Origin of the sequence: Mycobacterium sp. E796 (genome assembly GCF_001672815.1) — a bacterium.
In the GTDB taxonomy this organism is placed as follows: domain Bacteria; phylum Actinomycetota; class Actinomycetes; order Mycobacteriales; family Mycobacteriaceae; genus Mycobacterium.
Genome location: NZ_LZKK01000291.1, coordinates 1 through 13334 on the forward strand (window position 1 = coordinate 1; position 13334 = coordinate 13334).

15 protein-coding genes are annotated in these 13334 nt (G+C 70.1%); 4 read left to right on the forward strand and 11 right to left on the reverse strand.

Annotated features, from left to right (window positions below; genetic code table 11):
- Positions 1–33: 33 nt before the first annotated feature.
- From mftG to mftA, 7 genes are all read right to left on the reverse strand, one after another.
- A complete protein-coding gene (gene mftG, locus A5706_RS22145; protein ID WP_068135328.1) occupies positions 34–1455 on the reverse strand; it encodes a mycofactocin system GMC family oxidoreductase MftG in 1422 nt (473 codons plus the stop codon).
- 15 nt (positions 1456–1470) lie between these two features.
- The gene (mftF, locus tag A5706_RS22150) at positions 1471–2883 is read right to left on the reverse strand and encodes a mycofactocin biosynthesis glycosyltransferase MftF (protein ID WP_068135333.1); all 1413 of its coding nucleotides are present in this window, start codon (positions 2881–2883) and stop codon (positions 1471–1473) included.
- A complete protein-coding gene (gene mftE, locus A5706_RS22155) occupies positions 2880–3611 on the reverse strand; it encodes a mycofactocin biosynthesis peptidyl-dipeptidase MftE (protein ID WP_068135335.1) in 732 nt (243 codons plus the stop codon). The genes mftF and mftE overlap by 4 nt, the downstream gene beginning before the upstream one ends.
- Positions 3612–3816: 205 nt before the next feature.
- Positions 3817–4998 (reverse strand): pre-mycofactocin synthase MftD, encoded by a 1182-nt coding sequence (gene mftD / locus A5706_RS22160; protein ID WP_068135338.1) that lies wholly within the window; start codon positions 4996–4998, stop codon positions 3817–3819.
- 2 nt (positions 4999–5000) lie between these two features.
- Positions 5001–6167 (reverse strand): mycofactocin radical SAM maturase, encoded by a 1167-nt coding sequence (gene mftC, locus A5706_RS22165; protein WP_068135341.1) that lies wholly within the window; start codon positions 6165–6167, stop codon positions 5001–5003.
- The gene (gene mftB, locus A5706_RS22170) at positions 6164–6436 is read right to left on the reverse strand and encodes a mycofactocin biosynthesis chaperone MftB (RefSeq protein WP_231982107.1); all 273 of its coding nucleotides are present in this window, start codon (positions 6434–6436) and stop codon (positions 6164–6166) included. The genes mftC and mftB overlap by 4 nt, the downstream gene beginning before the upstream one ends.
- A gap of 5 nt (positions 6437–6441) precedes the next feature.
- The gene (gene mftA / locus A5706_RS22175) at positions 6442–6531 is read right to left on the reverse strand and encodes a mycofactocin precursor MftA (protein WP_067158700.1); all 90 of its coding nucleotides are present in this window, start codon (positions 6529–6531) and stop codon (positions 6442–6444) included.
- 90 nt (positions 6532–6621) lie between these two features.
- Between mftA and mftR the strand changes: the two genes are divergently transcribed.
- The 4 genes from mftR to A5706_RS22195 are packed head-to-tail and all read left to right on the forward strand — an operon-like array spanning position 6622 to position 10085.
- Entirely contained in the window at positions 6622–7215 is a 594-nt protein-coding gene (gene mftR / locus A5706_RS22180; RefSeq protein ID WP_068135344.1) for a mycofactocin system transcriptional regulator, read from the forward strand.
- The gene (locus A5706_RS22185) at positions 7212–8276 is read left to right on the forward strand and encodes a DUF2332 domain-containing protein (protein WP_068135346.1); all 1065 of its coding nucleotides are present in this window, start codon (positions 7212–7214) and stop codon (positions 8274–8276) included. The genes mftR and A5706_RS22185 overlap by 4 nt, the downstream gene beginning before the upstream one ends.
- 55 nt (positions 8277–8331) lie before the next feature.
- Positions 8332–8853 carry an RNA polymerase sigma factor gene (locus tag A5706_RS22190; RefSeq protein WP_068135349.1) on the forward strand — a complete coding sequence of 174 codons (522 nt, stop codon included), beginning with the start codon at positions 8332–8334 and terminating at the stop codon, positions 8851–8853.
- Positions 8850–10085, forward strand: coding sequence for a VOC family protein (locus A5706_RS22195; protein WP_068135353.1), 1236 nt, complete (start codon positions 8850–8852; stop codon positions 10083–10085). The genes A5706_RS22190 and A5706_RS22195 overlap by 4 nt, the downstream gene beginning before the upstream one ends.
- Here the strand turns inward: A5706_RS22195 and A5706_RS22200 are convergent.
- The 4 genes from A5706_RS22200 to A5706_RS22215 form a co-directional block, all read right to left on the reverse strand.
- Positions 10067–11065 (reverse strand): D-2-hydroxyacid dehydrogenase family protein, encoded by a 999-nt coding sequence (locus A5706_RS22200; RefSeq protein WP_068135362.1) that lies wholly within the window; start codon positions 11063–11065, stop codon positions 10067–10069. The two genes, A5706_RS22195 and A5706_RS22200, sit on opposite strands and share 19 nt — an antisense overlap.
- Complete coding sequence (locus A5706_RS22205) at positions 11062–12243, reverse strand: NAD(P)/FAD-dependent oxidoreductase (RefSeq protein ID WP_068135356.1); 1182 nt, start codon at positions 12241–12243, stop codon at positions 11062–11064. Before A5706_RS22205 ends, A5706_RS22200 begins: the two co-directional genes overlap by 4 nt.
- Positions 12244–12268: 25 nt before the next feature.
- Positions 12269–13096, reverse strand: a complete 828-nt coding sequence (locus A5706_RS22210; protein WP_068135359.1) for a mycofactocin-coupled SDR family oxidoreductase — start codon at positions 13094–13096, stop codon at positions 12269–12271.
- 49 nt (positions 13097–13145) lie between these two features.
- A partial coding sequence (locus A5706_RS22215; protein WP_369831939.1) for an SHOCT domain-containing protein occupies positions 13146–13334 on the reverse strand: 189 nt, incomplete at its 5' end.

The following is a 13334-nucleotide window of genomic DNA, read 5'->3' on the forward strand; positions in this document are numbered from 1 at the left end:
GGCGCCGATCGGCGTGCCGATCGAGATGCAGCCCTAGGCGACGAATTCCGCGGCCCGGTGGCCCAGCATGACGATGGTCGCGTGCGGCCCACGGCTGGTGATCGCGGGCAGGATGGAACCGTCTATGACCCAAAGGTTTTCGATGCCGTAGACGCGGCAGCGCGGATCGACGACGGTGCCCATCGGCGCGGTGCCGCACAGGTGTTGCGACGTCGACCACACCGGTGACCCGACAGACGTTGCGGCACCGGCCAGTTCGCGGGCCAGTTCGCTGCCCCGGCGCAGCGCGGCGACGTCGTCGGGCTCGCTGTCATAGCGGTGCTCGATGTGCGGCGGCACGGCGGGATCCGGCGAGACCAGCGTGATGCGCCCGCGCGCCTGCGGTCGCATCAGCGCCACCCCGATGTGCGGCCAGTCGGGGTGTCCGGCGGTGCCGTCGCCGGTCATCGCGACGAATCCGCCCGTGTACGGCCGGATCTCGATTCCGTCGTCGGTGCTGAGCACTACCTCCACCACGGGCCGGCCTGGCGCCACGGCCCAGTTGGTCGGCAACACCCATTCGGGGTGGTCGCTGCACGACGTCGCGACCGGCAGCGGCGCCACCACCGGGACGCCCGCGGCACGCAGCATTGCTTCGTCGCCGATGCCGGATAGCATCAGGAGGTGCGCCGACTCAATCGCGCCGGCGCACAACACTATTCGGTCGGCGGAAACCGTCGCCTGGCCTCGCGGACCGATCACCTCGACACCCACCGCCGTGGCACCCGCGAAACGCAGTCGCACCGCGCGGGTCCGCTCCAGCAACATCAGGTTGGGCCGCCCGAGCGCCGGCAGCAGGTACGCCGCCCCGGATCCGGTGCGCACCCCGTCGACGATATTGAGCGGGACCGCCCCCAGCCCCGAAACCAGTTCCGGCCCAGCATCGTTGAGGTCGTCGATCCACCCAAACCCGGCGCGCTCCGCCTGCGCGATGAAAGCTTCCGTGGTACCGGTCATTTCGCGGGTTCTGCGCACCGGGATCGGCCCGGCCTGGCCGTGCGCGGGGCCGTCGAAATCCAGGTCGGTCTCGATGGCGCGGAAGTGCTCGAGCACATCCGACCATGCCCAGCCGGGCACCGCGGCGCGATCGAAGTCGCACGGCAGCGCGCGACAGAAGTAGCCGCCGTTGATCGCACCCGAACCGCCGACGGTGGCCCCGCGCACGATCGGCAGCTTCAGGGCGTGCCGATCGGTCAGCGTGGTCAGGTAGCGCCGGGCCAGCGGGCTGCCGACCCCGATCGGCAGCTGCAGCCCGTTGGCGGTCAGGGCCAGCAACTCCGGGTCGGCCAGCGCGGGGCCGGCCTCCAGCACGGTGACGGTGCGGGCGGCATCGGCGGAAAGGCGTTCGGCGACAACCGAACCAGCGCTGCCGGCGCCGACGATCAGCACATCGCTGTGCGGGGCGGCTGCGGTCAAGGGGCGTCGAAACCGCTATGTGCGAATCTGCGGCTTGAGCGCGCGCACGTTGCGTTCGCGGGCCACACCCCACCACAGCCCGAGGCCGTAGGCCAGGTCGTCGACGCGCTTGAGCAAGATGTAGGTCAGCAGCCCGATGGGTTCGGCCTCGTCGCCGGTGGCGTCCCGGCGGCGCAGCCAGTCCACCACGCCGTCCATGACGGCGGCCACCAGCACGACGCGTCTGCAGTGGCGTGACAGGATCGCCGCGACCAAGGCCAGCGGCCAGTAGTGCCGGCACAGGGCCGACGCCAGCTGCAGCGCCGCCGACCACAGGCCGCGGGTCGCGATCGTGAGGACGTCCAAGAGCGAAGTGTCGGCGCCGCGCATCGCCTTGGCGATCCGCCGGCCGGTCACCAGGGCGACGACGATCGAGGCGAGCTGGCTGAGGCTCGTCCCCAGCGCGACCAGGATCCAGGCCATCAGCGCCCAGCCGGAGATCACCACCGGGGCCGTCTTGTCCGGGTGACGCACGGACAGCGGGGCCGCCGAGCCGCCGTAAAAGGCCTTGCGCGCGAGCCAATCCCGTAACTCGGTGCGGTGATCGTGGGCGACCTGGGCGATCGGCTCGTAGCGCAGCCGCGCGCCCGCCTCGATCAGCCGCCAGCACAGGTCGACGTCCTCGCCGGACTGCATCGTCTCGTCGAAGCCCCCGACGTCGCGGATGGCCGAGCGGCGGCAGATGATCGCCGCGCTGGGAACGTAGGACACCGTGCTGTGGGGCAGCACCGGGGCCTCGCGCTCCCCGAGGTCCAGCGACGAGTGCACCGCCTCGTAGCGGGCGACCACGTTCTCGCTGTGCGACAGGCCGACGATGCGCGGCGCGACCAGGGCGACGGTCGGATCGCAGAAGTGACCGAGCAGGGCCTCGAGCCAGCCGCGGCGCGGCGTCACGTCGGAGTCGAGGAACGCGACGAAGTCGGTCGTGCAGGCGGCCAGCCCGGTGTTGCGCGCCGCGGCCGGACCCTTGCTGTGGGGGTGGCGCAGCACCTCGACGTCGCAGTGCGCACCGATGAAGTCTTCCGGCTCGATCGGGGGGAACGAACCGTCGTCGACCACGATGACGCGCAATCCGCGCAGACAGCTGACCAGGTGACGCACCCCGGAAACGTTGTCCCGCACCGGAATTACCACGGTCACGTCGCGGTGCGACGGGCCTCCCGCGGGGCGCGGGTGCGCCACGGTGGCGTCGAGCAGGGTGCGGGCCAGCTGGGCGCTGACGTCGTCGCGAACCTTCAGCCGGCCATCGGAAAGCATGCTCTGGGCGGCGGGGGCCAACTTGAGCAGGCGCGTCGGTGAGCCGCCCAGCAGGGCGGAACCGTCGCCGAGCACCCGCACGCGGCGGTCGACCTGGACGGCGAACCCGTCCGGCAATCGCGTTGCCGTCATTTCAGCTTCCCGTCGTGCCCGGGCGACCAGCGGGCGACCCGACGGACACAGTCGTCGACCATCTCGGCGAAGATGCGCTTGCCCTCGGCGGCCGTCGCGGTGGTGGGGTCCCCCAACACCCCGACCCGGCTGACCGCCACGACGCCGCCGCGGCGCATCGACGGGAGCAGGTCTTCCAGTGGCGTCCGGTTACCGCTGAGCCACCGGTCGGTCAGCACGTCGGCCGGCGAGATATGGAGCAACACCGATGTTTCGGTATGGCCGGCGTGGGCGTCGCCGCCGGCGGCAACGCAGGGGCACCAGGCGGCGTCTCGGCCCTCGGCGCGCAGCGCGCTCACCGCGGTGCGCAACGCGCCAACATTGCCGCCGTGCCCGTTGACGAAGACGAGCCGCGGGGCCCAGCAAGCCGCTGACCTGCCGTACTCCACCAGCAGCGTCGTCAGGGCCTCGGTGCCGATCGAGATGGTTCCGGCGAAGTCCTGGTGCTCGCCGCTGGCGCCGTAGGCGATGGCCGGCGCGACCAACCAGTCCTGTTCCAGGCGGGCCCTGGCCCCCCGCGCGACCGCCGTCGCGATCTGGGTATCGGTGTCCAGCGGGAGGTGCGGACCGTGTTGTTCGGTCGATCCCACCGGGACCATTAATGACGGCGAGGTGCCGAATAGCTGGCTCGACGCCATCGTTGCTAATTCGCCGAGTACGGGCACTGGCTGATGGTAGGACGAATTCACCTGGCGTGCACCAATTGTTGACCCTACAAAATTATTTTTTTCTTGGCTGTTCACCAAGCGGTCGAATTTGATGGCTCGTTCGTCACGGTTGCCTCGCACGCACCACAATTTTCGCCGCCGTCGTTTCACGCTAGAGGGCCATTTCGCGCTGTTGTTGAAAACGGCCCATGCTCAATCCTGGGAAAAAAGCCCGAGCTACCCAAATTTAGGCGGGCGGTACCCCGAGCGCCCGCGCGAAGCCGTCCGGCACCAACAGGTCGTCCGGGGTGAGGTCGTGAACCGAGGAGCGCCCCAGGCCCATCAGCGCCGAGTCGATGCCGCCGCGCAAGATATCGAGGACGTTCTCCACACCGGCCTGGCCGCCGGCCGCGAGGCCCCACAGGTACGCGCGGCCGATCATCACCGCCCGCGCCCCGAGCGCAACCGCCTTGACGACGTCGCTGCCGCGGCGGATGCCGCCGTCGAGCAGCACCTCGACCTGGTCCCCGACCGCGGCGACCACCGCGGGCAGGGCGCGGATCGACGCCGGTGTGCCGTCCAGGTTGTTGCCACCGTGATTCGACACCGAGATCGCCGAAACACCTGCGTCCACAGCCCTTTTCGCGTCGTCGACGCGCATCACGCCCTTGAGCATGAACGGTCCGCCCCACAGCTCGCGCAGCCAGGCAATGTCATCCCAGGTCGGCGGCGGCGTGCCCATCCATTCCCCGTAGGCGGCGAAGAAGGGCGGCCCGGGCTCGCCGCGGCGCGCCTGGTTCGGCACCCGCAGGTCCGGCGGGCGCAGGGTCTTGCCGTACTTCCACAACCAGCGGGGCTTGAAGACCGCCTCCGGAGACTGGCGCAGGATGGTCCGCAGGTTCATCTCTTCGGGGATTTTCGGGCTGCCCCAGTCGCGCCCGTGCGAGAACGACCAGTCGGTGGTGACGATCAGGCCGACCGCACCGGCCTGGCGCGCGCGTTCCACGCGCTCGGCGATGGCGTCGCGCCCGCCGAGCCAGTACACCTGGAAGAACAATTTGGGGTTGGCGGCGATGACCTCTTCGATCGGTTTACTGGCGAAAGAGGAAAGCCCCATCGCCGTTCCCCGCGCCGCCGCCGCCCGTGCGACGGCCACCTCGCCGTCCGGGTCGACCGCCTGGACGCCGGTTGGCGAAATGACGACCGGCAACGAAATATCCTGCCCCATAACGGTAGTCGATTGGTCGCGCTTTTCCGGGGCGCCGACGACGTGGGGCGCGAATCCGAGTTCGCCGAACGCTTCGACGTTGCCCGCGACGGTGATTCCCTTTTCACTGCCCGCAAGCAACGCCGAATAAACCGATTTCGGTAACCGCCGCTTCGCGCGCTGCTGGGCGATGGCGACCGTTTCGAACCATTGGTCGGCCATCGCTAAAGCGGGCTTTCGTTGCAGAGCCGCGCCGGGGGTCGCGACAGTGTCAGGAGCACTGGCCCACTCGTCTTCCGGGAATGGTCGCCGCGGGGCCGCGGGGTGCTGCGGTCACGCGCCAGGGCCTGCTCGCTATGGCCTTGCACGCATTCGGGATCGGGCCCGTCCATCGGCAGGCCGGTGAAGAATTTGGCCGCCATGCATCCGCCCCGGCAGCTGTCGTAATGCCCGCAGCTGCTGCAGGCCCCCGCCGACTGCGGTTCGCGCAGCTCGCGAAACAGCGGTGCGTTCTTCCAGACGCTGTCAAATCCCCCGTCGGACAGGATGTTTCCGGCCAGGAAGCGGTCATGGATGGCGAACGGGCAGGCGTAAACGTCGCCCACCGGGTCGATCAGGCACACGACGCGCCCGGCGCCGCACATGTTCAAACCGGCCAGGGCGCCGGAGGAGCCGAGCGGGGCGAGGTGGAAGAAGGAGTCACCGGTGAGCACCCGCTCCCCCTTGGCGACGAGCCAGTCGTAGAGCTGGACCTGCTGGGCGGCGGTGGGGTGCAGTTCTTCCCACACATCCGCGCCCCGACCGGAGGGCCGCAGCCGGGTGATCCGCAGGGTGGCGCCGTAACGGCTTGCCAGCGCGGCGAATTCGTCGAGCTGGTCGACGTTGTGCCGGGTCACGACGACGGAGATCTTCGCGTCCCGGAATCCCGCCTCGGCCAGGTTCTCCAGCGCGCGCACCGCCATCGCGAACGAGCCGGCCCCGCGGACGGCGTCGTTGACCTCCGCGGTGGCGCCGTCGAGCGAGATCTGGACGTCGACGTAGTCACTGGCGGCCAGGCGGGCGGCGACCTGCGGGGTGATCCGGACGCCGTTGGTCGAGAACTTCACGCCGACGCGGTGCGCGGTCGCATAGTCGACCAGCTCCCAGAAGTCGGGCCGCACGGTGGGTTCGCCGCCGCCGATGTTGACGTAGAACACCTGCATGCGTTCCAGCTCGTCGATGATGTCCATGCACTGGCGCGTGGACAACTCCCGCGGATCCCGTTTGCCCGACGAGGACAGGCAGTGCACGCACGCCAGGTTGCACGCGTACGTCAGCTCCCACGTCAGGCAGATCGGGGCGTCCAGGCCGCGCTCGAACTGTTCGATGAGCCGCGGAACAGCGACACTCATTCGGTCTCCTTGGCTACCAACATATTTGACTCCGCCAGCACACCCAGCGCATGCAGGTACGGTCCCTGCCCCGGGTCGTCCACGCCGGCGGCGCGGCAGGCCGACCGGACGTCGGGATGATCGGCCAGCGACCGCACCACCGTGAGGATGGTGCGGTTCTTCAGGAAGGACAGCTTGCGGGTGCCGAAGTGGTACAGCAGCGCGCCGAACGGCTCCGGCCGAACCGCCACCTGCGGGTGCAACCGCCAGCCTCGGTCGGGATCGAACACGCGGATCAGTAGACCCCGCACATCCCGTCGATGGACACCTCTTCCACGAGGGTCTCGGTGACGAGCTCGGTCTCGGTCTCGTTTTCATGCTCCATGGAACTTTTCCTCCCGTTGGGACTCGACAAGGATGGATCGTTCTGGACACAATATGGCATCGAGTGCCGCAATGGAAGGGCGGGTCTGACATGCCGCAGCCGCGGGTGGGCCGGCGCCGCTCCACGACACCGGGGCACATCACCGACGTCGCCCTCGAGTTGTTCGCGGCCCGGGGATTCGACGAGGTGAGCGTGGACGACGTCGCGCAGGCGGCCGGCATCGCCCGCCGCACGCTGTTTCGCTATTACGCCTCCAAGAACGCGATCCTTTGGGGCGATTTCGACGCCCACCTCGCGCACCTGCGGGAGCTGCTCGACAACGTCGACCCGCGGGTGCCCCTCGACGAGGCGTTGCGCGGGGCGCTGCTGGCGTTCAACACCTTCGACGAGTGCGAGACGGTCCGGCACCGCCAGCGCATGCGGGTCATCCTGGAAACCGCGGAGCTGCAAGCGTATTCGATGACGATGTACGCCGGCTGGCGTGAGGTGATGGCGGGTTTCGTGGCCCACCGGTTGGGCGTCAAGACCACCGACCCGCTGCCGCAGACCGTCGCCTGGACCATGCTCGGGGTCGCGCTGAGCGCCTACGAGCACTGGCTCTCCGACGAATCCGTCCCACTGCCCACCGCGCTCGGCAACGCGTTCGACGTCGTCGGCGCCGGGCTGGAACGGCTGGACCGATGAGCGGGGGCGCCGAGCACCTGCTGCACATGCTGCGCTCGCAGGGCCGGTTCTGCGCGGGCTCCGGCTCCCCGATGTACGGGGAGCTCTTCGAGCTGGTGGCCGGCGACGTCGAGGCGGGCGGCGTCTTCGCGACCATCCTGGCCGGCCACGAGGACGCGCCCTCGCGCCACGCGGTGCCGCTGCGGCTGCTCGGCGGGCTGCACCGGTTGGTGCTCGACGGCCGGGCGCCGCAATTGCGCCGCTGGTATCCCAGCACCGGCGGCGTCTGGGACGCGGCGAACGCGTGGCCCGAAATCCTGCGCACCGCGGCGGAGAACACCGAGGCGTTGCGCGCCGCGCTCCATCAGCCGCCGCAGACCAACGAGGTGGGCCGGTCCGCCGCGCTGATCGGTGGACTGCTGCGGCTCAATCGCCGATTCGATTTGCCGATAAGGCTTTTCGAGATCGGATCGAGCGCGGGCCTGAACATGCGCGCCGACCACTACCACTACCGTTACGGATCCGGTCTCAGGGGCGGCCGATGGGGGCCGGCCGACTCGCCGGTCACCATCGACGACGCCTGGCGCGGCGCCGTGCCGCGCGACGGCGCCCTGCGCATCGTCGAGCGAAACGGCTACGACATCGCGCCGATCGACGTCACCGGCGTCGAGGGGGAAGTGACCGCGTTGAGCTACGTCTGGCCCGACCAGGACGCCCGGTTGCGCCGGCTGCGCGGCGCCATCGCCGTCGCCCGGACCGTCCCGGCGGCCCTCGAGCGCCGGACGGCGGCCGAGGCGGTGGCCGGCCTGACCCTCGCCGCCGGCGCGTTGACCGTGCTGTGGCATTCGATCACCTGGCAGTACCTGTCCGACGACGAGCGCGCCGCGGTCCGCGCCGGGATCGAGGCGCTCGGCGCGAGGGCCGAGGCCCGGTCGCCATTCGCGCACCTGACGCTGGAGCCGGCGCGCGACGGGCCAGGCACGCCGATCCGGTTTCTGGTGCGGGCCCGCAGCTGGCCGGGCGGCGAGCCGGCCGTCCTCGCCGAATGCCATCCGCACGGCCCGCCGGTGAATTGGCAGTAAGTTTTTTTCTCCTCCGCCCCGTCGGAGTTCGGGCCGCCGCGGCGACTATATAGATGTGAGCGCCGAAGCGGATCCCCAATTTGACGCTCGACGCGCGTTGCTCGAGCTGTACGACGAAGCGTTGCCCGTCGTGTACGGGTACTTCGTCCGCCGCTGCGGTGATCGCGCGACGGCGGAGGACCTGACGTCGGAGACTTTTCTCGCGGCCATGGACGCGGCGCGGAAAAGCGATCCGCCGCCGGTGTCGATTCCGTGGCTGCTCGGGGTGGCACGCCACAAGCTGGCCGACCACTATCGGCGCGGTCCGCACCGGCTGACCGTGCCGGTCGCCGACCCGCCGGAGCCGGCGGACACGGTCGACGACTGGGACGCGGAGCTGGACCGCATGGTCGCCGAGGCGGTGCTGGCCCGGCTGGCCGAGCCGCACCGCGCCGTGCTGGTGCTGCGCTACATGGATGACTGCTCGGTCAGGGAGTGCGCCGAGCTGATCGGGCGCACCGTGCACGCCACCGAGGCGCTCCTGGTGCGGGCCCGCCGGGCCTTCAAACAACAGTATCCGGAAGGAGGCACGCCATGAGTCGGCACGACGATCCACTGGACGTGCTGCACGCCGATGACCTTCCGGTGCAACCAGATCCGGGCTTCGCCGCGCGGCTCCGCCGGCGGCTGGAATCCGCGATGTCCCTACCGGAAGGAGTTGTCGTGAGCCCTATTGCGACTCAGGTCCCCCCGCGCCCGGCGGCGCTGCCCTACCTGAGCGTCGCGAACGCGCGGGCGGCGATCGCCTGGTACGCCGACGCGTTCGACGCCGTCGTGGTCGGTGAACCGATCGTGATGGATGACGGCCGGGTCGGGCACGCGGAGATCGCGGTCGGAGGCGGGGTGCTCTACCTGGCCGACGAGCATCCCGAGCTCGGGCTGAAGGCCCCTGCACCCGGGGCGGTTTCGGTGAGTCTGATGCTGCACGTCGGCGACACGGACGCCGCCCTGCGCAGGGCGCGCGAACACGGCGCCACCGTCCAGCGCGAGAGCTACGAAAGCCACGGGAGCCGCAACGCGACCGTCATCGACCCGTTCGGGCACCGCTGGATGCTGTCCGGGCCCACTATGGACCCCGCGGGCATTCGGCACGGCGACATCGGATACGTCGCGGTGTGCTGCCCGGACGCCGATCGGGCGGCCGCCTTCTACGGCCACGTGCTGGGCTGGACATACGACCCGGCATCCCACCGGGTCACCAATACCGATCTGCCGACCGGCATTTCGGCGCGACCGGGGGCGCCCACCTTGTTCTGTTGTTACGCCGTCAGCGACGTGCCGGCCGCCCGCGCGGCGATAACCGAGGCGGGCGGGGTCGCGGGCGAAGCGCGCCAGGCCGACTACGGCGTGGTGCTCGAGGCCACCGACCCGCACGGGGCCGCGTTCGCGGTGTTCGAACCGCCGGCCGGGCGAAAGCGCCCGCAGCTCAACGGGTCCGGGCCGGGCGAGCTGTCCTACGTCACCTACGAAGTGCCGGATTCCGCGGGCTTCCGCGCCTTCTACGGCCGGGTGCTGGGGTGGAGCTTCGAGCCCGGGCGGGTTCCCGACGGGTGGCAGGTGGCGGGAACGCACCCGATGGCCGGCGCGGCCGGGGGCAGCGCCGCCTCGACGACGGTGCCGATGTGGACGGTGTCGGACCTCGACGCGGCCGTCGCCCGGGTGCGCGAGGCGGGCGGCACGGTGCTCGCCGAGCCGGCCCGCCAGCCGTACGGCGTGACCGCCGAATGCGCCGACGATCAGGGGGCCCGGTTCTACCTCGGCGAGTTCTGAGCCTCGGGGTTGGCGATCCGGACGGGCGCCCCGTCCAGCCAGGCGACGACGGCCTCGATGGTGTCCGCGTAGAAGGCGCCGAGCATTTCGCGGGTGACGTACCCCAGATGGGGGGACAGCGTCACGTTCGGCAGCGCCCGCAGCGGATGGTCGGGCGGCGGCGGTTCGGTGTCGTAGACGTCGAGCCCGGCCCCGGCGACGCGCCCGGTCTCGAGCGCGTCGATCAGCGCGGCCTCGTCCACGATCGGGCCGCGCGAGGTGTTGATCAGGTAGGCATGCGGCTTCATCAGGGTCAGCTCGGGCCGGCCGACCAGCCCGCGGGTGCGTTCGGAGAGCACCAGGTGGATCGAGACCACGTCGGCCTCGGCGAACAGGGCCGCCTTCTCGACCCGGCGCGCGCCGGCCGCCGCGGCGGCCTCCTCGGTGAGGTTCTGGCTCCACGCAATCACCTGCATGCCAAATACTTTCGCGTATTCGGCCATGCGCTTGCCGGTCCGGCCCAGGCCGAGCAGCCCAATCGTCTTGCCGGACAACGTCATACCGGTGGTCGACTGCCATCCCCCGTCGCGCATCCGCCGATGCTCCTCGGCCAGATTGCGCACCGTCGCGATCAACAGGCCCCAGGCCAGTTCCGGGGTCGCGTCGCGAACCGAGGAGAATCGCGGGTTGGCGAAGTCCGAGTGGGCGACCAGCACGCCGCGCTCGGTGGCCGCGGCCATATCCAGGTTGGGCAGGCTCCTGCCCACGATGGTGATCAGCTTGAGGTTCGGCAGCCGCTCGATGAGCGTGCGCGGCAACGCCATCCGCTCGCGCAGGGTGCAGATCACGTCGAAGGGCCGCAACGCGTCGGCGGCCTCGGCCTCGGACAGGTGCCGGTCGAAAACCGTCAGCTCACAACGGGTCTGCACCGGCGACCAGTCGGCGAGGTCGAGCGCCACGCCGGCGTAATCGTCGAGTATCGCGACTTTGGGAAGCGTCAGCCGAGCACCTCGGCGATGGGCGCGGCGGCGGCGATCTTCGCGCGGACCTTCATGACCTTGCCCGGCATCCCACCGCCGACCACCCCGACCAGCACCCCGTCGCGCTCGTAATACGCCAGGAACTTGCGCCCGTCGTCCTCGACGAGGTGCACGGTGTCGGTGGCCTCGGGCTCCCCCAGGCACTGGATCTTGACGTCGTACTGGTCGCTCCAGAAATACGGCACCACCACGGCCGACGGCACGTCCTGTCCGAGCATCGCGGGCACCACCACCCGGGCCTGGTCGGCGACGTTGCTCCAATGTTCCACGCGCGCTTGGTGTCCCGTCGTATCGCGCCAGGAGGCGACGTCGCCGAGCGCCCACACGTTCGGCGCGCTGGTGCGTCCGGCCTCGTCGCAGATGACACCTCTATCAACACTGTCGACGTCGACGCCGCTGCCCTCGAGCCACTCGGTCGCCGGCCGCGAGCCGATGCCGACCACGACGAGGTCGGCGGCGAGCTCCGTGCCGTCGGTCAGCACCACGGTGTCGACATGCCCCTCGCCGCGCACCTCCGCCACCCCGAGGCCGAGCCGGACGTCGACGCCCTCGTCGCGGTGCAGCCGCGCCACCAACTGGCCGATCTGCTCGCCGAGTATCGCGGCCAGCGGCGTCGGCTGGGGCTCGACCAGCACCACGTCCACGCCCAGGCTGCGCAGGCTGGCGGCCACCTCGCAGCCGATGAAACCGGCGCCGACGACGACGGCGCGCTGCGCCTCGGACGCGTGCTCCCGCAACGCCATGCTCTCGTCGAACGAGCGCAGCACCCGAATGCCGTCCAGGTCCGGGAAGGCTGGGATGCGCCGCGGCACCAGCCCGGTTGCGATGACGAGTTCGTCATAGCCGAGCGCGGTCCCGTCGGCCAGCGTCACCGTCTGCTTGGCCGTGTCCAGCGCGATGGCCGCCGACCCCAGCCGCAGCGTGATGTCCTTCTCGTCGTACCACTCGCGCGGCTTGAGGGCCACGTCGTCGACCTCTTTGCGCAACACCTCCTTGGACAGGGGCGGGCGATCGTAGGGCAGGTGCACCTCGTCGCTAACGATCGTGATCCGGCCGGCGTATTCGGACCGGCGCAGTTGCTCGGCCGTGCGAGCGGCGGCCAATCCGCCGCCGACGATCACGATGCCTTTTTCAGTCACGTGGTGTTCATACCACGATGCCCGGTCAGTACTTCAACGCGCCCTTGTCGACGGGGACCTGCGTGCCCGACAGGGTGCCCGACCCGTCGCCGGCCAACCAGACGACGACGTCGGACACCTCGTCCGGCGTCATGAATCCCTTGTACTGCATCGGCATTGGCGGGAAGCTGTGCACAAAACGGGGGTGCTTGGCAAAGATTTCCATCATCGCCTCGGGCTCGATCATCGGGGTTTCCACCGAGTAGGGGTGGATGGAGTTGACCCGGATGCCGTATTCGCCAAGCTCGATCGCCAGGGTGTTGGTCAGGCCGGTGAGCCCGAATTTGCTGGCCGCGTAGTGGCCGTTGCCGGGCGTGGCCTTCAGGCCCGCCGCCGAGCTGACGACGACGATGGAACCGCCGTTGCCGGCCTCGATCATCGCCGGGATCGCCGCGCGCAGGGTGCGCCACGTGCCGGTCAGGTTGATCCCGATCACGGTGTCCCATTGCTCGTCGGTGAGCTCCCAGACCCGGCCCCAGCCCAGCACCCCGGCGTTGGCGACCAGGACGTCGAGCCGGCCGAATTGTTCGACGCCGTCGGCGACGAGTTGCCGCAGCGCCGCGTCGTCGCGGATGTCGACCTCGCGCGCCAGCACCTTGCGGCCTTCGGCTTCGACCAGGCGGACAGTCTCGCTGAGATCCTCGGGCGTGGCCGGCGTGTAGGTCAGGGTGTCCGAGGCCCGCGCGCAGATGTCGAGCGCGATGATGTCCGCGCCTTCCCGGGCAAGCCGCACCGCGTGCGACCGTCCCTGCGCCCGGGCGGCCCCGGTAACGAATGCCACCCGTCCTTGCAGTGATCCAACCTGTGCAGCCACGAGGACAGGCTAGCAGCGGAACTGAAACGTGTTCTAGTGCGGCTCGGGTTCAGATTTCCGAGATGATCTGGGCCCGCCGGCTGGTGTACTCCTGGTCGGTCAGCGCGCCGCTGGCGCGCAGCGTCTCCAGCTCTTGGAGCCGCTGGGCGATCGATGGTTGCGCGGGCGTCCCGGCGGGCGGGGCCTGGCGCTGTTCGTGTCGGGGGACAACCTGCGCAAGGGGGCCGCGCTGAACAGC